General features: G+C 39.6%; 11 protein-coding genes. All 11 read left to right on the forward strand.

The features are described 5' to 3' along the window. The first annotated feature begins 186 nt into the window (after positions 1–186). The 11 genes from ACR1PO_RS10490 to ACR1PO_RS10540 all read left to right on the forward strand — a co-directional run bounded on the left by ACR1PO_RS10490 (position 187) and on the right by ACR1PO_RS10540 (position 20,363). A complete protein-coding gene (locus ACR1PO_RS10490) occupies positions 187–1,065 on the forward strand; it encodes an AraC family transcriptional regulator (RefSeq protein WP_374463463.1) in 879 nt (292 codons plus the stop codon). Between the two features lie 386 nt (positions 1,066–1,451). Continuing rightward, complete coding sequence (locus ACR1PO_RS10495; RefSeq protein ID WP_433986731.1) at positions 1,452–4,412, forward strand: SusC/RagA family TonB-linked outer membrane protein; 2,961 nt, start codon at positions 1,452–1,454, stop codon at positions 4,410–4,412. A gap of 17 nt (positions 4,413–4,429) precedes the next feature. Then, positions 4,430–6,055, forward strand: a complete 1,626-nt coding sequence (locus ACR1PO_RS10500; RefSeq protein WP_433986732.1) for a SusD/RagB family nutrient-binding outer membrane lipoprotein — start codon at positions 4,430–4,432, stop codon at positions 6,053–6,055. Between the two features lie 171 nt (positions 6,056–6,226). Continuing rightward, positions 6,227–7,525 carry an MFS transporter gene (locus ACR1PO_RS10505; protein ID WP_433986733.1) on the forward strand — a complete coding sequence of 433 codons (1,299 nt, stop codon included), beginning with the start codon at positions 6,227–6,229 and terminating at the stop codon, positions 7,523–7,525. A gap of 33 nt (positions 7,526–7,558) precedes the next feature. After that, complete coding sequence (locus ACR1PO_RS10510; protein ID WP_142726383.1) at positions 7,559–8,530, forward strand: glycoside hydrolase family 130 protein; 972 nt, start codon at positions 7,559–7,561, stop codon at positions 8,528–8,530. Positions 8,531–8,657: 127 nt separating this feature from the next. After that, a complete protein-coding gene (locus ACR1PO_RS10515) occupies positions 8,658–10,889 on the forward strand; it encodes a GH92 family glycosyl hydrolase (RefSeq protein ID WP_433986734.1) in 2,232 nt (743 codons plus the stop codon). A gap of 30 nt (positions 10,890–10,919) precedes the next feature. Further along, complete coding sequence (locus ACR1PO_RS10520; RefSeq protein WP_433986735.1) at positions 10,920–12,347, forward strand: glycoside hydrolase family 125 protein; 1,428 nt, start codon at positions 10,920–10,922, stop codon at positions 12,345–12,347. Positions 12,348–12,456: 109 nt separating this feature from the next. After that, on the forward strand, positions 12,457–14,610 hold the full coding sequence (locus ACR1PO_RS10525) for an endo-beta-N-acetylglucosaminidase H (RefSeq protein ID WP_433986736.1): 2,154 nt from the start codon (positions 12,457–12,459) through the stop codon (positions 14,608–14,610). A gap of 56 nt (positions 14,611–14,666) precedes the next feature. Continuing rightward, a complete protein-coding gene (locus ACR1PO_RS10530) occupies positions 14,667–17,075 on the forward strand; it encodes an endo-beta-N-acetylglucosaminidase H (protein ID WP_433986737.1) in 2,409 nt (802 codons plus the stop codon). A gap of 123 nt (positions 17,076–17,198) precedes the next feature. Then, the gene (locus tag ACR1PO_RS10535) at positions 17,199–18,059 is read left to right on the forward strand and encodes an ROK family protein (protein ID WP_433986738.1); all 861 of its coding nucleotides are present in this window, start codon (positions 17,199–17,201) and stop codon (positions 18,057–18,059) included. A gap of 21 nt (positions 18,060–18,080) precedes the next feature. Further along, positions 18,081–20,363, forward strand: coding sequence for a GH92 family glycosyl hydrolase (locus ACR1PO_RS10540; RefSeq protein WP_433986739.1), 2,283 nt, complete (start codon positions 18,081–18,083; stop codon positions 20,361–20,363). The last annotated feature ends 16 nt before the right edge of the window (positions 20,364–20,379 follow it).

The following is a 20,379-nucleotide window of genomic DNA, read 5'->3' on the forward strand; positions in this document are numbered from 1 at the left end:
AAAGATACAAAAATGCAGGATTTGAACGGTATTAAATTATTGAAACCCAAATTTCTGATATCTGATCTAAAGAATTAGGAATAAAATAAATCGAAAATAAGTTTTTACATTAATATTATTTTATCATTTTTACAAAGATTTGTACTGTGTTCCCTATTAGTAAAACTTTTTTTCAAAACTGCCTGTATGAGCAAATTAGAAAACATTCTGAGAGAAATAACTCCACTATCTCCCGAGGATAGCTTTCTCGTATTTGACAGGATTAAAGCTTCTTTTGATTTTCCTTATCATTACCATCCTGAGATTGAAATTAATTTTGTTTATAAAGGAAAGGGCTACCGCAGGATGATCGGTGATCATACCGGAGAAATTGGTAATCTGGAATTAGTTCTCGTAGGGCCTAACTTGCCACACTGCTGGGCAAACTACCGGTGTAAAAACAGAAAAACCCACGAAATCACTATACAGTTCAATCAGGATTTCTTTAATCAGTCCATGATGCAGAAAAATATTCTGAAACCCATCAACAATCTGATGAAGGATTCTATCAGAGGCATTCTGTTTTCTGAGGAAACAGCTGAAAAACTAAAAGATTCGTTTCTCAACCTGTCGAAGATGAACAGTTTTGAATCTTTCATAGAAATTATGAAGATTCTGAATGAATTGGCCATTGCGGATAATAAAACACTTTTGTCATCATACAGTATTGAGCTTGAAACTTTTGATGATAATGACAAGATGAAGATTGTACATGATTTTGTACACAAGAATTTTGAAAATAAAATAACGCTGGATAAGGTTGCTTCATTAGTGAATATGAGCAATGTGACATTCAACAGGTTTATTAAAAAAAGAACAGGGAAAACCTTTATCAATTATCTGAATGAAATAAGGATCAGCTATGCTGCACGCTGGCTGATGGAGAAGAACCTTACTGTTTTTGAGATTGCTTTTGAAGCAGGTTTTAATAATATTGCGAACTTCAATAAGGTATTTAAGTCCATCAAAAAAACAACACCAACTGAATTTAAAGAACAATTTAAAGGAGTGAAAAAAATTGAATGATTTTGAAAATTTGCTTTTAGATATTAATTATTTCAGCATAAAGCGTAATGAAAACCGGGTATTCATATCCGGTTTTATTTTGGTGAAAACTAAGATAAATCCTATTTTTTTGATTGTTGATAATAGAGTGTATTGGTTTGATATAGAGCTGGTTAATCGTATTTAAACGAAAATGCTGAAAAAATAATATCGTTTTATGATAAAATAGTATTATATCAGACTGGTTACAAAATTTAGATTTGTGAATGTGAATCAAATCTTAACAAAACTTTAAATAATTTAATACATAAACAGCAAAATTTTGCTGAAAAACCAATAATTTATTTTGTATTGAAAAATAAAGTGATGTCATTGATTCTCAATTAAATCTAACGAATCTATACCTTATGAGAAAAGCAGTTATACCCGTTCTGTTCGTTTTTTCACTTACGGCGAATGCACAGGAGAAAAAATCAGCCGACACTACGAAGACAACCAGTATTGAGGAGGTCGTAGTCACCTCTTTGGGGATAAAAAGGCAGGCCCGCTCTTTGACGTATTCCAGTCAGCAGATTGGCGGGGATGAGCTTACAGAAGTGAAAACTCCCAACCTATTAAATTCGATCAACGGAAAAGTTTCCAATGTACAGATCAACAGAACCAATGGTGTAGGAAGTTCCGTAAGGGTGATTATGAGAGGGAATAAGTCTGTAAATAATACACAGCCGCTGTATGTTATCGATGGAATTCCTATTATCAATGGGACAGGAAAATCGGCAGATATCGGACAGTATTCCAATATGCCGGATCCGGGGGATGTATTGAGTTCCATTAATCCTGATGATATTGAAAGCATCAACTTCCTGAAAGGAGCTTCTGCTTCAGCATTGTACGGTTCAGCCGGAGGTAACGGAGCTATTTTGATTACGACTAAAAAAGGACGTGCAGGTAAAAGTTCAATTACTTACAGTTCCAGCCTTACCGTGGACAGGGCTTATAGTCTTCCAAAACTGCAGCATAGCTATCTGTCTTATGATCCATCAGTTTCAGGATCACAGCCTGGTCAGGCTGTAGACAGCTGGGGAGCAAAAGGCTCTTCAAAAGATTACCTTAAAGATTTTTTACAAACAGGAACTACATGGGTAAACAGTCTTTCGTTTCAGTCTGGAAACGAGAGATCAACAAGTTATTTCTCTATCGGAAATACAACCAACAAGGGAGTGGTTCCAATGTCATATTTTGATCAGTACAATGTCTCTTTCAGAAATTCAAGTAAATTTCTGGATGATAAGCTGACATTAGATGCCAACTTCATTGGTTCATTACAGGAAAGTAAGAACAGACAAACGCCAGGGGCATCTTTTTCTCCTTTAACGAGTTTGTACTGGCTGCCAAGAGGGGTAGACTTTGATCAATACGGACCTGATAATTATTCATATTTAGATAAAACAAGATTCCTGCCGGCTCAGAACTGGTGGGAAGTTAACCCGGATGGAAGTTTCAAAGGAAATCCTCCAACACAGAACCCTTACTGGATTTTAAATCGTAATCCGGTTACTGTAAGTAATAAAAATACATATGGAGCCCTTTCCCTGTCTTACCAGATCAATCCCTGGCTAACAGCAAGAGTGAGAGGTAATTATAGCTGGAATATTTCAGACAGTCAGCGTGATATTGCAGCTTTTTCCGCACCAACCCTGCTGGCTAATGGTACTAATGGTAGAATGCTTAAAAATACCTATGAAAATTCATCTACCTATGGTGATGTTTTGTTGATTGGTAGCCCAAAAATAAGTGAGACTATCTCATTAGATTTTACAGTAGGAGGAAGTATCAATACTACAAGAAATAAAATAGGACAGATTGATAATGCCTATCTGGCAAATCCTAATCTCTTTGCAGCGAATAATCTTCAGTGGAATATCAACAGATCGCCGGGAGATGGATATCATAATACCTATACGAATATGAAAAAGCAGGTACAATCCGTATTTGCAAGTGCTTCCGTAGGGTACAAAAATATGTTCTATGTAGATATGACCTTCAGAAATGACTGGGATTCTACTTTAGCATTAACAGGACGTACAGGGTTTGATTATGAATCTGTAGGAGCTAATGCTATCTTATCGACCATCTTTAAACTACCGGAAGTTATTAATTTCTGGAAAGTAAGAGGTTCTTATGCCACTGTAGGATTGGGCCTACCTACCAATATTTCCAACGCAATGGTTGAATACAACAAAGGATATACTTATGGAGTAGATGCAGGAACAATTGTATACCCTAAGAGTTCTTTTGCAACAAGACCTGGGTTTGAAGCATTACTTCCAAAACCAGAACTAAATAAGACTTTCGAGGCTGGAACAGAGTTGAGGTTGTTAAATAACAGATTGAATTTCGATATTACTTACTATAATTCCAACACAAGCAATCAGTTGCTGGAAACAACAGTCTTTTCAAACTTAGGTGGACTGGCTCCGGGGTCCTATTATCTGAATGCCGGGAAAATCAGGAATACAGGCTTTGAATCATCTCTTTCTTATAAAATCTTTGGTTCAGAAAAGTTCGGATGGACGGCTACGGTGAATGCTTCTGCTAACAAAAACAAAATTGTTGAATTATTCCCGCCAAGCCTTAGTATTCCGGAAAATCAACTTTTCTCATTAACAGGAGGAGGAGACTATACAAGACTTAAGCTTGGAGGTTCTTTCGGAGATCTTTACGGAATTAAATTCAAAAGAGATGACCAGGGACGTATTTTAGTGAATGAAAAAGGAGTTCCTTTGGCCGAAAACACACCTTCTTATTTAGGTAACCCGAACCCTAAATTTATTCTTGGGTTCAATAACGCGTTTAATATTGGTAAACTGGGAATTTCTTTCCTTATTGATGGTAAATTCGGGGGTAAAGTTCTATCGCTTACAGAAAAAGCAAATGATCTTTATGGGGTAAGCCAGGCTACTGCTGATGCCAGAGATGCTGGTGGTGTTGCGATTCCAAATGCGGTATATGCTCCGGGTACTCCGAATGCAGGACAGGCTTATACAGGTTTGACCAACGCAAAAGATTATTATAAAGGAGTAGGAACTACTGAAGGGTATGGAAAAGGAGTGGACGAAGCTTATCTTTACAGTGCTACCACGGTACGTTTACGCCAGGCATCTGTTTCATATACATTTGATGTAAGTTCAAAATATCTGAAAAACGCAACGGTAAGCTTAGTAGGAACCAATTTATTTTTCTTCTACAAAAAAGCACCGTTTGATCCTGAACAGGTATCGGGAAATACGCCTGGTGGAGTGGGAGTAGACTCATTCGGCCTGCCGGTTACCAGATCTATAGGATTATCATTAAAAGCTAACTTCTAACTCTTACAATTACGAAAATGAAAATCAATACTATTAAAACATTGGTATTCGGAGCAGCAGTACTGTTTTCCGCATCAGGATGTACCAATGACTTTGATCAATACAATCAGGAAAAGCTGGGAGGCCCTGAAAATTTTTATGCAGATTTTATAGCCATTGTTAATCCCATGAAATCTATTCAAAGAGGTTTACAGGCAGATTATCAGTTATATCCAAACCTGAGTGCAGATATGTATAGCGGAATGTTCAGTACAGCAACACCATTTAACGGAGGAGTAAATAACCTTACTTATTCTATGATGGACGGATGGAATAATAGAATTATTGCCAGACAGCAGGATATTTTCAACTATTCTATTATTATTGACAATGCTGCCAAAAATAACTATCAAGGGGTAGATTTCACAGGAACTTTTGCTGTGAAGAAAATCCTGAAAGTGATTACTGCTGCAAGAGTTTCAGACAGCCATGGTCCTGTAGTGTACAGCAAATACGAAACTCCAAACCCTAATGGAGTTACTGATTTCGACTCTCAACAGGATGCTTATAATTATTTTATAGCTGACCTTACTGCTGCTATTGCAGATTTACAGAAAGTTATTGCAATGCCTGCAACAAAGAATGTAGAAGATAGATCATCTCTGAAAAATGCAGATTTGGTTTACGGAGGAAACATGGCTCAGTGGGCAAAGCTTGCCAATTCATTAAAGCTGAGATTAGCGATGAGAATGAGCTATGCAGATCCTGCAAAATCTAAGCAATATGCTGAAGAGGCATTAGCTTCATCTGCGGGATTGATTACTGATAATGCGGATAATGCATTGATCAGTGTTGGGCAATCAGAATTGAGTTTTATTATTTACTCATGGGGAGATTGCTTAATTGGTGCACCATTGATGGCTTATATGAACGGATATAATGACCCGAGACTTCCTGCTTATGCTATTCCTGCATCTGATCCAAGCTTACAGGGAAAATATATAGGAATCCGTCAGGGAATTGATTTATTAAATGGTAAATCAACGTATGGAGGATTCTCGCAACCACAGGCAAAATCTGCCAACGGAGATTATTTCTCTGCTACAGATGGTAAAATGAAATTATTCACCGCTGCAGAAACATGGTTCCTTAAAGCAGAAGCTGCTTTGAGAGGATATGCAGGAGCGGGCGATATTCAAACGAACTATACCACAGGGGTTCAGCAATCTTTCGGCGAATGGGGGAAAAGTGCAAGCGTTGCCGCTTACCTTGCTGATACAACTTCTACAGAAGCTCCTTATGTTGATCCGAAAAATCCGGATAATAACGTACCTGTTGGAAACCCTCAGTTAAGTACCATCACTATTGCATGGAATAACAGTGATACCAACGAAAGAAAATTAGAAAGAATTATTACCCAGAAATGGCTTTCCCTTTATCCAAACGGACCGGAAGCCTGGGCAGAACAGAGAAGAACAGGATATCCGGTTCTTTTCAAAGTAAGAAAAAATGATAGTGGCGGTGCAATCAGTACAGAGGCAATGATCAGAAGAATTCCTTTCACTATTGATACGAAAACGTCATTGTATAATTACCAGCAGGCTGCTCAAATGCTGAACGGCCCTGATACCGGAGGAACCAAGCTTTGGTGGGATAAGAAATAAAAATATTCAGAATCACTCATTAATAAAGAGACATCTCAAAATCAGTTTATCTGAAACAAACATTGAGGCGGGAGGATAGAGTAGAACCTCCAAAAAATTTATAGTTTCGTTTTTTAAGCCTGAATGAATCTTTTGAGATGTTCTCTTTTTCTTTAGAATCTTACTTTTAATATGGGAAAAAACAATTCCGGAACCCGTCGGATCCAGCCAATTCTCTGGATATCCACATTATATTTTGCAATGGGAGTACCCTTTGTAACCATTAATGCGGTTTCAGGAATTATGTATAAAGATATGGGTGTTTCGGATTCGCAGATCACATTCTGGACAGCGCTTATCCTGTTTGCATGGACATTGAAGCCGCTTTGGAGCCCTTTTCTGGAGATCTATAAAACTAAAAAGTTCTTTGTTGTTTTTACCCAGTTTGCCATAGGAATTCTGTTTGCTCTGATAGCTTTAAGTCTGCCGATGCATGATTTTTTCAAATACAGTATTGCCCTTTTTGCAGTAGTGGCATTTTGCGGAGCCACCCATGATGTCGTAGCAGACGGAACGTATATTGGCTTTCTTACCAATAAGGAACAGGCAAGATATATCGGCTGGCAGGGTGCTTTTTACAATCTTGCTAAAATTATCAGCAGTGGAGCGCTCGTTTATTGTGCAGGGGTTTTGGAAAAAACAAAAGGAGTTACCAATGCATGGATGATCATTATGGCAATTTATGCCTTACTGTTTTTTGCATTAGCGATTTATCACTATTTCATTCTTCCGGATGAAAACAGAGAAGAACAGAAAAAAGAAAAAACAGCCGGAAATGTCCGTAAAGAATTATTGGAAGTCATTACTTCTTTCTTTACCAAAAAAAATATTGTATGGTCTGTGCTTTTCATTATTCTGTACCGTTTTGCAGAAGGATTTGCGATCAAAATTGCTCCTCTGTTTTTTAAGGCTCCAAGGTCGTCAGGAGGATTAGGATTATCCACTTCGGATATAGGGCTGGTTTATGGAACTTATGGCTCAGCAGCATTTATTTTAGGGTCTGTACTGGCCGGATATTTTATCTCAGCACGCGGACTGAAAAGATCATTGATATGGCTTTGCTGTGCATTTAATATTCCGTTTGTAGTATATGCGTTACTGGCATACTATCAGCCGGCTGACCTTTTACCAGTAGGAATTGCTGTAGTAATAGAGTATTTCGGATATGGATTTGGTTTTGTAGGGTTAATGCTTTACATGATGCAGCAGATTGCTCCCGGAAAACACAAAACAGCGCATTATGCATTTGCAACAGGAATTATGAACCTTGGCGTAATGATTCCCGGAATGTTCAGTGGAATGATCAGTGACGGGATCGGATATAAAATGTTCTTTATCTGGGTATTGATTGCTACCATTCCCGCATTTTTAGTCACCTTATTTGTTCCTTTCCCTTACCCTGAAAATCAGAAAGAACAAGAACACAATTAATAAACAAATTTTAAATAAAAAGTTAAAAACTTTATGACAGCTCAATCAGTAATGATCCCTTGGCAGGATCGCCCGGAAGGTTGCAGTGATATCATGTGGAGGTTTTCCGAAAACCCGATCATTAACAGATATGCGATACCAACATCCAACAGTATATTCAACAGTGCAGTAATCCCTTTTGAAGATGGGTTCGCTGGGGTATTCCGTTGTGATAACAAGGCCGTGCAGATGAATATTTTTGCCGGTTTCAGTAAAGATGGGATCAATTGGGATATCAACCATGATCCTATTGAAATGCAGGCAGGAAATACGGATATGATTGAATCCGATTACAAATATGATCCCCGCGTAACTTTCATTGAAGACCGTTACTGGATCACATGGTGCAACGGATACAACGGCCCAACCATCGGAATCGGGTATACTTTTGATTTTAAAGAATTTTTCCAGTGTGAAAATGCCTTTCTTCCATTCAACAGAAACGGTGTTTTGTTCCCTGAAAAAATAAACGGTAAATATGCCATGTTGAGCCGTCCGAGTGATAACGGGCATACGCCTTTCGGAGATATTTATATCAGTTACAGTCCTGATATGAAATATTGGGGAGAACACCGTTGCGTGATGAAAGTAACGCCTTTCGAAGACAGTGCATGGCAGTGTACGAAGATCGGGGGAGGACCTGTTCCTATCAAAACAGAAGAAGGATGGCTGCTTTTCTATCATGGAGTGATCAATACCTGCAGAGGATTCAGATATTCAATGGGAGCAGCTTTGCTGGACCTTGAAGACCCTACAAAGGTATTGTACAGAACGAAGCCTTATTTACTGGCTCCGGCTGAATTGTATGAACTTACCGGAGATGTGCCGAACGTGGTATTCCCTTGTGCGGCATTGACAGAAGGAGATAAAGTAACAGTATATTACGGTGCGGCTGATACTGTGGTTGCTATTGCCTTTGGATATATCTCAGAAATCATTGATTTTATGAAAAAGAATTCAATTTAATACAGTAATATAAGTTTAGCAAAATAGGTTAATCATTTTAATTTTCCTTTGTTTTCTGGGAATTGTATAATGGTTTTCCTATTTTTAAACCAACTTTAAAACAAAAAAATTCCGATACCTCTCTATCATGAAAAAAGAACTGCTTATCTGCTTTTTTACCACCCTGATGTCTGTAGCTAATGCCCAGCAAAATAAAAATGATGTTTTATCCTGGGTAGATCCTTTCATAGGCACGGGAGGACATGGACATACATTTCCGGGGGCAACCACGCCATTCGGAATGATACAGCTGAGCCCGGATCAGAATACGAAAAGTGGCGACTGGGATTGGTGTTCAGGATATCATTACAGCAGCAAAACGATCATGGGATTCAGCCATAATCACCTTAGCGGAACAGGGTGGGCCGACCTTGGGGATATTCTGGTTATGCCTACTGTAGGACAGATAAAAATGGTTCCCGGGTCAGAAGAAAAACCGGAAACTGGTTACCGATCAACATTTACCCATGATAAAGAAATAGCATCCCCGGGATATTATTCTGTGATGCTGGACAGCTACGGAATTAAAGCAGAGCTTACTGCGTCTCCAAGAGTGGGATTTCATAAATATACTTTTCCAAAGAGTAATGAATCAAACATCATTATTGATCCTACCAATAAAATCTTCGGAAATATCTACCATACCTTAGTCAGTGTGGAAGGCAATAATAAAATCAAAGGATACTGCTACAGCAATGGCTGGGGAGGTAAACGGTTTGCTTACTTCGTGATGGAGTTTTCCAAACCGTTTAAGTCTTACGGCGTTTATGCTGACGGAAAAATCAAAAATGATGAAAAAATTGCCCTTGCCAAGGATGCCAAAGCTTTCGTAAGATTTTCAACAGAAGACCAGGAAAGCATTGAAGTAAAAGTATCTTTATCTCCGGTGAGTACAGAAAACGCACAGGAAAATTTCGATACCGAAGCAAAAAATATTGACTTTGCGAAAGCGAAAGAAACTGCCCAAAAAACCTGGAGAGATCTTATCGGAAGATTTCAGGTAACAGGAGGAACAGATAATCAGAGAAAAATTTTCTATACCGGCGTTTACCATACATTCATTGCACCCAATCTTTATATGGACGTGAACGGAGATTATGTTGCCGCCCAGGAAAATATGAATACCAAATGGTTCACGAATTACAGTACGTATTCATACTGGGACGGATTCAGAGCAACTCACCCGCTGCTGACCATCATGGATCAGAAACACACCAAAGAATTTGCCAATTCTCTGATCAGCAGATATACAGACCGTAAAGATCATATGCCGATCTGGGAGCTTTGCGGATATGATAACTTCTGTATGCTGGGTTATCACAGTGCTTCAGTAATCTGGGATGCTATCTCAAAAGGAGTTCCGGGTATTGATGCCGAAAAAGCATTTGCAGCGATGAAAGATGCTTCTTTAACGGATAAAATGAGCAGCAGTGATGGAGGTGGAGGTCTTAATGATTATATCAGACTAGGTTATACACCATCAGAAAACGGTGCTTCCGTGTCTGCAACACTTGAATATTCATATGATGACTGGTGCATTCAGCAGCTGGCAGAAAAATTAGGTAAAAAAGATGAAGCAGAAGTTTACAGAAAACGTTCTATGAACTTCCTGAATACCTTCAATAAAGAAAATAACCACTTCTGGCCAAGACAGAAAGACGGAAAATTCTTATCAGATTTCACTCTTAACGACTGGAAAAAGCTTCAGCCACACTGGGTTTCCGGAAATATCTGGGCGTATGATTTCTTTGTTCCGCATCAGATTGATGAAATGATGAATCTGTACGGAGGAAAAAAAGGGTTTGAAGAAAAGCTGGATAAAACCTTTACAGAAGCGCTGCATATGGAAGGAGAGCAGCACGTTGATATCTCAGGATTCATTGGATCATTAGGATTCGGGGATGAACCTGGACATCATGTTCCATACCTGTACAACTATGCAGGAAGTCCTTACAAGACTCAGAAAATGGTAAAATACATCCGTGATAATATGTACGCGGCGAAACCGGATGGGATTGTCAATAATGAAGACTGCGGTCAGATGTCTGCATGGTATATTTTCTCTTCATTAGGATTTTATCCTGTGACACCGGGAAAACCTGTTTATGCCATAGGAGCGCCACAATTTCCGAAAGCATCATTAAAACTAGAGAATGGAAAAACTTTTACTGTAATTGCTGACAAGGTATCCGACAAGAATATCTATGTACAGAAAATGTTCCTGAACGGCAAAGAATATAAAAGCTGGGAACTACACCACAGCGATATCATGAACGGCGGCGAACTGAGATTCGTAATGGGAAGCAAACCGGTAAAATAAAACTATAAAAATAAACGAAACAAAGTACCAATGGAAAGGAGAAATTTTATTAAAACAAGTGCACTGGCAGGAGCCGGATTGCTGTTTACACAGAATGTTTTTGCTAAAAATTTAGTACTGGACGATTTTCCTGTTGTCCGCGTCCCTAAAGAGAAAAGACATTTTGCCAGCGAATCCGTAGAAAGTGCTATTGCAGCGTTTAAAAAGAAAGTAAAAAACAAAGAGTTAAGCTGGCTTTTTGAAAACTGCTTCCCGAATACATTGGATACTACTGTTTATTATACAGAAACCAGCGGAACACCGGATACCTATGTGATCACCGGGGATATTGATGCCATGTGGCTTCGTGACAGCTCGGCGCAGGTTTTTCCTTATCTGCAGTTCTCGAAGAAAGATGAAAAGCTGCACAAGCTGATCTCAGGAGTGATTCACAAGCAGACTGCTTTCATCCTGAAGGATCCTTATGCGAATGCTTTCTATAACGATGATCAGAAGATCAGTAAATGGAAAGAGTATGATCATACTGATATGAAACCGGGTACCCATGAAAGAAAATGGGAGATAGACTCGCTTTGCTATCCTATCCGTCTGGCCTACCACTTCTGGAAAACAACAGGAGATACAAAACCTTTTGATGCCAACTGGCTGAAGGGAATTAAGCTTACCCTGCAGACCTTTACAGAACAGCAGAGAAAACATGACCTCGGACCCTACAAATTCGAGCGTACAACAGCCTGGGCAACAGATGGAGTTCCAATGGGAGGATATGGGTATCCAACAAAACCGGTTGGTCTTATCAGCTCTATGTTCCGTCCAAGTGATGATGCTACTATTTATGGATTCCTGATTCCGTCTAACTTATTTGCTGTTGTAAGCTTGCGTCAGGCTGCAGAAATGGTTTCTCAGATTAAAAATGAAAAAACGTTGGCTCAGCAACTGAACAGCCTTGCAGATGAGGTAGAGGCAGCCATCAAAAAATACGGAATTTACAATCATCCTGAATTTGGAAAAATCTATGCTTTTGAAGTGAACGGCTTCGGAAGTTATAACCTGATGGATGACGCGAACTGTCCAAGCTTGCTGGGACTGCCTTATCTGGATGCGGTGAAAGCTGATGACCCTGTTTATCTGAATACAAGAAAATTTGTATGGTCAGAAAACAACCCGTTCTTCTTCAAAGGTAAGCTGGCAGAAGGAATAGGAGGGCCGCATATCGGATTGGATATGATCTGGCCAATGAGTATCATCATGAAGGCTCTCACTACCAAAGATAAAAGTGAGATCAGATGGTGTATAGATACCTTACAGAAAACGCACGGAGGAACAGGCTTTATGCATGAATCCTTCCATAAAGACAATGACAAAAAGTTCACCAGAGAATGGTTTGCATGGGCAAATACCCTGTTTGGCGAATTGTTATGGAAAACCTTTAACGAAAACCCTGAGCTACTGACATAGCCGATCCTTTTATATGGTTTATTCATCTGAGATACTTTCCTGAAAAGAAGGTATCAGGGGAAAGCTATATAAAAATCCAGACACCAAAGCACCTTAAAAAAATTATACAATGAAAAAAAAATCCATCTTTACCGCACTGATTGCCATGATGCTTCAATCCGGTTCTCTGATCCAAGCACAACAGCTTAGCCCTACAGGGATATGCTATGTGGAAGTGAATAACAACAACCTCCTGAATGCAGGAGCGTACAAACTGCAGACATCGAACAGCTATCTGTTCAATGTGGTGAATATCTTTGCGGCCAATATTAATTATGATACCAGCCGTGGAAGAGCTTATCTGTATTCCAATAATAACGTTACCAAAGTGCTTACCAATGCAGATACCTACATAAAGCCCCTTCAGCAAAAGGGAATGAAAGTAGTACTCACTATTTTGGGGAACCATCAGGGAGCAGGAATCTGTAATTTTCCTACCCGTGAAGCCGCAAAAGATTTTGCTTTACAGCTTGCCAATACAGTGAATACCTATGGTCTTGATGGAATTGATTTTGATGATGAATATTCAGAATACGGAAATAACGGAACAGGGCAGCCTAATGACAGCTCTTTTGTAATGCTGGTTCAGGAGCTCAGAGCATTATTGCCGAATAAAATTATTTCATTCTATTACTACGGTCCTGCTGCTTCAAGGCTTTCCTGGAACGGAGCAAGGGTAGGAGACAATGTCAATTACAGCTGGAATGCGATGTACGGAACCTTCTCAGCTCCGAATGTACCTCCGCTTACCAAAGCACAAATCTCTCCGGCAGCTGTATGGATGGGAAATACGTCTAACTCTACAACAACCAGTTTAGCCACTCAGACTAAGAACGGCGGTTACGGAGTATTTATGTGGTATGATCTGCATGGAACCAATGAAACTGCACAGCTTTCAGCAGGAACCCAGACATTGTACGGAGAACCTACTGTTTTAAGCGGTACTTTACAGTCATGGACACAAGGTACAAACTGTGATGCCCCTATCGGGCTGTACACAAGCAATCTTACAGGAACAAGTGCAAAACTGAACTGGTCAGCCGTGGGAACCAATACCTATGATGTTGATTATAAACCAGCTTCTTCAACAACCTGGACGAATGCGGTAACAGCAACGGGCTCCACTTCTGTAACGATTTCCGGATTAACAGCCAATACTGATTACGACTGGAGAATCAGAACCAATTGCAGCGTGAAAAGTGTCTATATGTTTGCTCCAAGGTTTACCAGTGCCTCAGGAACAACTCCTACAGGATCTTATGCCTTATCTCTGGACGGAAGCACAGAGTCAGGAGCTGCCGGCAGTATGAATCTGAGCGGTTCTGCATTATCTTTTGAGGGCTGGATTAAACCTTCGTCCTTCAAATCTGCATCCCCATATATTTCTTCTATTATGGGAACAGAAGTGAGCGACAGCAATTCTGCGTTCCTGAGATTAGGGGATGCCAGCCTGGCGAATAATAAACTTCAGTTTGTGGTAAGTATTAATAATGTACAGCAAAAACTGGCCTCTGCAACAGCCTTAAATGCCAACACCTGGTATCATGTGGCAGCTACTTATGACGGTGCCAATATGAAAATTTACATCAATGGTGTTCTGGATGCGACTAAAGCTCAAACCGGAAGTGTGAATTCAACAGGAGCATTCAATGTAGGATATTTATATAACACGTCAAGGAATTTCAATGGAAAAATAGATGAGGTAAGAGTGTGGAAACGCGCTTTGAGCCAGACGGAAATAAGTCAGAATATGTGTAATGTATCCGTTCCTGCTGCTTCACTGGCTGCTTACTGGAAGTTTAACGAAGGAAGTGGTTCTACTGTTCAGGATACTTCAGGAAACGGAGTGACTTTAACGTTGACGGGTGTAGACTCTTCTAATTGGGGAACAGATCTGCCATGTACAACTGGAAGCTCACTATTGGCGAGAAATGCCGGAAACCAAAAGGCTATAAACCCAGAACAGGTAAATGTCAAAAATCAAATAAAACTATATCCTAATCCGGCAAGCAAATCTTCATCACTGACAGTTTCTGTTCCGGATGAATACAGCAACGGAAAATTGACAATTTATGATTTTAATGGAAGAATCGTAGACACAAAATCACTGAACTCAGGAAACAATCAATACGAATTGAGCAGAATTTCAGCAGGAAACTACATCGTTCAGTTTGAATCTCATGACGGAAGTTTAAAACAATCCGAAAAACTAATTGTAAAATAACAAAACCAGTCATTGGGCTTCGGCCCAATGATTTTCTGCTACAAAATTGATAGACTATGAGAAAAAATTCCTTTTTTATTCCCTTAATGGCGCTCATGCTTCAATCTGCTCCGCTGCTCAAAGCACAGCAGCTTGATCCCTTGGGAGTCTGCTATGTGGAAGTGAATAACAATAATATGCTGAATGCAGGTTCCTATACTTTGCAGAACACCAACAGACAGCTTTTTGATGTTGCGATTATTTTTGCCGCCAATATCAATTATGATGTTTCCAAAAGCAGAGCTTACATCTCAAACAATAACAACGTCACCAAAGTCCTGAATGATGTTAATACCTACGTAAAGCCTTTACAGCAAAAAGGAATAAAAGTTCTTCTGGATCTCTTGGGAAACCACCAGGGAGCCGGAATTTCCAATTTTCCTAATCGGGAAGCGGCAAAAGATTTCGCAATGCAGGTGGCTCATACTGTTTATACCTATGGACTGGATGGTGTAGACCTGGATGATGAATACGCAGGATACGGAAATAACGGAACAGGACAGCCTAATAACAGTTCTTTTGTAATGCTTTTGCAGGAATTGAAAGCAGCAATGCCGGATAAACTCATTACATTCTATTATTATGGACCGGCTACAACCAGACAAACTTATAACGGAGATTTAGCAGGAAACTATATCAATTATACATGGAACGCCATGTACAGTACCTACAATGCTCCTGTTGTTCCTCCACTTGATAAATCCAGGATTTCTGCTGCGGCAACATGGATCCAAAACCCCAATCCCGGCTCAACATCCGCCGCTACACTGGCAAGCCTTGCTACCAGCACAAAGAATGACCAATACGGCGTTTTCATGTGGTATGATCTGGCCGGAACCAATGTAGCCAGCTATCTGAGCACAGGGTCTAATATACTTTACAATGAAAATACAATCTTAAGCGGCCAGCTATATTCATGGTCGCAAGGACAAACCTGTGATCCTCCATTGGGACTCGATGTTTCCAATATAACAGGAACTTCAGCTCAACTGAACTGGACTTCCAATGCTTCCCAGTCTTACAATATTGATTACAAGCCGGTCAATTCAGCAGTATGGACGAATGTAGCCAGCAATTATTCAGGAAACAATATTGTTATTAATAACCTTACCCTGAATACGGATTACGACTGGAGAATACAGTCCGGCTGCTCACCGGCCTTAACAAGTACTTATATTTTCGCACCAAGGTTTAATTCCGGAAGTGGCTGCACTACGCCATCAGGATTAACTTCCGGAAGTTTCCTTGGAAATACGGCTCAACTGTCATGGGATGCAGGAAACGCCACTTCATATACCCTGCAATACAAAACAGCTTCAGCAACAACCTGGTCTGAAATTCCGAATATTACTACCAACTCCTATTCATTACAGAATCTGACCCCAAACACAAACTACGTATGGAAAGTACAGGCTTCATGCGCGGGAGGAACTACAAGTACCTATTCTGCTGAAGGATCATTTAACAGCGGTTTTGCACCGGTTACAAGCCCCGGAGCAAGATCACTTTCTTTTAACGGAAGCACGCATTATCTTAACGCAGGACAATTTAACCTGAGCGGAAATGCTGTGACATTGGAAGGGTGGGTAAAAGTAAATGCTTTCAAAACAGCTTTTCCTTACATTTCATCAGTATTAGGAGTGGAAGTAGGAGATAATAATTCGGCTATGCTTCGTTTCGGAGATGGAAATCTGGCGAATAATAAGCTTCAATTCATTTTGAGCTTCGGTTCATCACAGGTGAAACTTAATACCAATACAGCATTCAATACCAATACCTGGTATCATATAGCAGCCACTTACGATGGCGCAGCCATGAAGATCTATGTCAATGGTAATCTTGATGCAAGCTTTGCGGTGACAGGCAACTTTACGGCAAACGGAATCCTTTATCTGGGTAGGAATTATGATAATTCCCGTACACTCAACGGTTTCCTTGATGAATTCAGAGTTTGGAAACGAGCACTGACACCACAGGAAATATTGAGTAACAGCTGTAGTGTTCCCGCCAATTCTACAGGTCTTGAAGCCAACTGGAAAATGGATGAAGGAAGCGGAATGGGAGCCTTAGATGCTACAGCAAATACCCATTTTGCGACCCTGGTCAATATGACAGATGCCAACTGGAGAACAGACGTTGCCTGTACATCATCTCTTGCCGTGAAAGATCTTGAATCTGTAAAAGAGAACAGTGCCGTTTATCCAAATCCTGTAAAGAGAGGAAATGATATTCACTTTGCCATCAGCGATAACTCTGCAAGTGAAGTGGCATTGTATGATGCTTCAGGAAAACTGTTCAAAAAACAGAATATTGATCAAAATAATAATGCAGTGAATACGCAGGATTTAATCAGTGGTACTTATATTTACAAAATTGCATCCTCAAACAGTAAAGTAATATCAACGGGTAAAGTAATTGTAAAGTAAAATTCAGATAATGAAACAGTTATCAGAATTGAAAATATAAAGTCTGAAAATGCAATACAGGCAGGCAGGGGTGGTATTTCCTGTTTGTCTGTTTTTCAGCCAGGGAATTAAAAATTAAAAATAATGCAGAATATAGTAGGAATCGATATCGGAGGGTCGCACATCACGCTGGCTCAGGTAGATCCGGAAAAACGTGAAATTATTTCTTCCACTTATGTAAGAGAACATGTGAATGCTTTTGATAACAAAGAAGTTATTTTTGAGGCATGGGTTTCAGCCATTCATAAAGTGGCTCATGATCTGGTAAAAGAAGATCTTCTGATCGGTATCGCAATGCCGGGACCTTTCGATTATGAAAACGGGATATCCCTTATGCAGCATGGAAAATTTATTGATATCTATCAGGTTAATATCAAAGAAGAACTGGCAAAAAGGCTGGATATTTCTCAGGAGCAGATTCATTTTGTAAATGATGCGGCAGCCTTTATGGAAGGAGAAGTATTCGGAGGATGTGCTCAGGGATTCGACAGGATTTTTGGAGTCACTCTCGGTACCGGATTGGGAACCACTTTCTATAATGGGGAATTTGCTACCGATGAAGACTTATGGGATTCTCCTTTTAAAGATTCTATCAGTGAAGAATATCTGGCGACGCGCTGGTTCGTGAATCACTACAAAAAACTTACCGGTGAGGAAATTTCAGGAACGAAAGATCTTCTGGACAAACCTGCGGAAATACAGAAAAGAATGTTTGATGAATATGCAGATTCTTTCTCTGAATTTATTGTGAAATATGTAGACCATTACAAACCGGAAGTTTTAGTTATAGGAGGAAATATTGCCAAGGCTTATCCTCATTTTGAACAAAGATTTATTCAGAACTTAACAAAGAATAATATTAACTTGCAGGTTAAAATTTCGGCAATATTTGAAGATGCGGCCATTCTTGGAGCTGCCAGCTATGCCTTAAAAAAGCTTATATAAATTAACAAACGAAAAGATACAATGAAGTTTATATTTTCTACTTGCTTACTGTTATTACAGGCCTGGGCTTTAGGTCAGAATGTATCTCCCGTAGATTATGTGAATCCTTTGATGGGAACCCAATCCAAACCTTCTTTATCCAACGGAAATACCTATCCTGCTGTAGGACTTCCATGGGGAATGAATATCTGGACACCGCAGACCGGTAAAATGGGTGACGGATGGGCATATACCTACGATGCAGATAAAATAAAAGGATTTAAACAAACCCATCAGCCTTCTCCATGGATGAACGATTATGGCGCATTTTCCATCATGCCGGGAGTAGGAAAAGTGAAATTTAAAGAAGATGAAAGAGCAAGCTGGTTCAGTCACAAAGCTGAGGTTACGACGCCTTATTTCTACAGTGTTTATCTTGCTGATATCAATGTTACCACAGAATTTACCCCTACGGAAAGAGCTTCTTATTTTAAATTTGACTTTCCAAAAACAGACAGTGCTTACGTAGTTGTCGACGCTTTGAACAAAGGCTCTTACATCAAAATTTTACCAAAAGAAAGAAAGATCCTGGGATATACAACGAAATATTCTACCGGGAAATACGAAAACTTTAAAAACTACTTTGTCATTCAGTTTGATAAAGATTTTGAACTGACAAAAACCTGGAAAGATGATAAACTTGTCAATGACCAATTAGAAATTACCAGTGATCATACCGGTGCTGTAGTAGGTTTTAAGCTTAAAAATAAAGAAACGGTTTATGCAAAAGTAGCCTCTTCATTCATCAGTTTCGAACAGGCAGAACTGAACCTTAAAAGAGAAATCGGTACCAGAAACTTTGAGCAGGTGAAAACCGATGCTAAAAATATCTGGAACAAAACATTAGGGAAAATAGACGTAAAAGGAGGAACAGATCAGCAGATGAGAACTTTTTACTCTTCTTTATACAGAACTTTATTCTTCCCACAGAAATTATATGAAATTGATGCTCAGAATAAAATAAAACACTGGAGCCCTTACAACGGTAAAATTGTTGACGGAAGAATGTTTGCAGGAACCGGATTTTGGGATACTTTCCGTGCTTTGTACCCTTTCCTGAACCTTGTTTACCCAGGCATCAATGTAGAAATGCAGGAAGGATTGGTGAATGCTTACAAAGAAGGAGGATTCTTACCGGAATGGAGCAGTCCGGGATATTCTGATATTATGATTGGAAATAACTCTGCATCCGTAGTGGCAGACGCTTACATCAAAGGTCTTCGCGGGTATGATGTGGAAACGCTTTGGCAGGCTGTAAAACACGGAGCAGATAACGAAGGGCCTATAGAAGCTGTAGGCCGTGCAGGAGTAAAGTATTATAATGAATTAGGCTATGTTCCTTACGATGTAAAAATCAATGAGAATGCAGCCAGAACATTGGAGTACGCTTATGACGATTTTTCAATTTATCAGTTAGGGAAAGCATTAGGAAAGCCAGCTTCAGAAATTGATATTTATAAGAAAAGAGCTTATAATTACAAAAATATATTCGACAAGGAGACAGGCTTAATGCGTGGTAAAAATAAAGACGGTAATTTCCAGAGACCTTTCAATCCTTTCAAATGGGGAGATGCTTTTACAGAAGGGAACAGCTGGCATTACACTTGGTCTGTTTTCCAGGATATCGACGGTCTGGCGGAGCTGATGGGTGGGAAAAAGAAATTTGAAGCCAAATTGGATGAAGTATTTTCATTGCCTCCCGTTTTTGATGATAGCTATTATGGAGGCGTGATCCACGAGATCAGAGAAATGCAGATCATGAATATGGGGCAGTATGCCCACGGAAACCAGCCTATCCAGCATATGATCTATCTGTATAACTATGCAGGGGCACCTTACAAAACCCAATATTGGGCAAGACAGGTGATGAATAAACTGTATCATGCCACTCCGGACGGATACTGCGGTGACGAAGATAACGGACAAACGTCTGCATGGTATATTTTCTCAGCCCTTGGGTTTTATCCTGTAACGCCGGCAACAGATCAGTATGTGTTGGGAGCTCCTTTATTTAAAGAAGCAACCATTCATCTTGAAAATGGTAAGAAAATTGAAATAAAAGCTCCTGAAAACAATGCGGAAAACTTATATGTAAAATCTTTGAATGTAAACCAACAGCCTTACTCTAAAAACTGGCTGAGCCACAAGGAACTGATGAAAGGTGCTGTTTTGGATTTTAAAATGGATAGCAAACCTAACAAAGAAAGAGGTTCACAGGAAAAAGATTTCCCATATTCAATGTCAAAAGAAGAATCAAATAAATAATCGCTAATTTAAAAAT

The organism is Chryseobacterium amylolyticum (assembly GCF_051011775.1).
Taxonomy (GTDB): Bacteria; Bacteroidota; Bacteroidia; order Flavobacteriales; family Weeksellaceae; genus Chryseobacterium.

Coding starts and splice junctions, on each gene's coding strand:
- ACR1PO_RS10520 (WP_433986735.1), top strand. CDS start 10,920: ATGGAAAGGAGAAATTTTATTAAAACAAGTGCACTGGCAGGAGCCGGA.
- ACR1PO_RS10500 (WP_433986732.1), top strand. CDS start 4,430: ATGAAAATCAATACTATTAAAACATTGGTATTCGGAGCAGCAGTACTG.
- ACR1PO_RS10505 (WP_433986733.1), top strand. CDS start 6,227: ATGGGAAAAAACAATTCCGGAACCCGTCGGATCCAGCCAATTCTCTGG.
- ACR1PO_RS10495 (WP_433986731.1), top strand. CDS start 1,452: ATGAGAAAAGCAGTTATACCCGTTCTGTTCGTTTTTTCACTTACGGCG.
- ACR1PO_RS10540 (WP_433986739.1), top strand. CDS start 18,081: ATGAAGTTTATATTTTCTACTTGCTTACTGTTATTACAGGCCTGGGCT.
- ACR1PO_RS10525 (WP_433986736.1), top strand. CDS start 12,457: ATGAAAAAAAAATCCATCTTTACCGCACTGATTGCCATGATGCTTCAA.
- ACR1PO_RS10535 (WP_433986738.1), top strand. CDS start 17,199: ATGCAGAATATAGTAGGAATCGATATCGGAGGGTCGCACATCACGCTG.
- ACR1PO_RS10510 (WP_142726383.1), top strand. CDS start 7,559: ATGACAGCTCAATCAGTAATGATCCCTTGGCAGGATCGCCCGGAAGGT.
- ACR1PO_RS10490 (WP_374463463.1), top strand. CDS start 187: ATGAGCAAATTAGAAAACATTCTGAGAGAAATAACTCCACTATCTCCC.
- ACR1PO_RS10515 (WP_433986734.1), top strand. CDS start 8,658: ATGAAAAAAGAACTGCTTATCTGCTTTTTTACCACCCTGATGTCTGTA.
- ACR1PO_RS10530 (WP_433986737.1), top strand. CDS start 14,667: ATGAGAAAAAATTCCTTTTTTATTCCCTTAATGGCGCTCATGCTTCAA.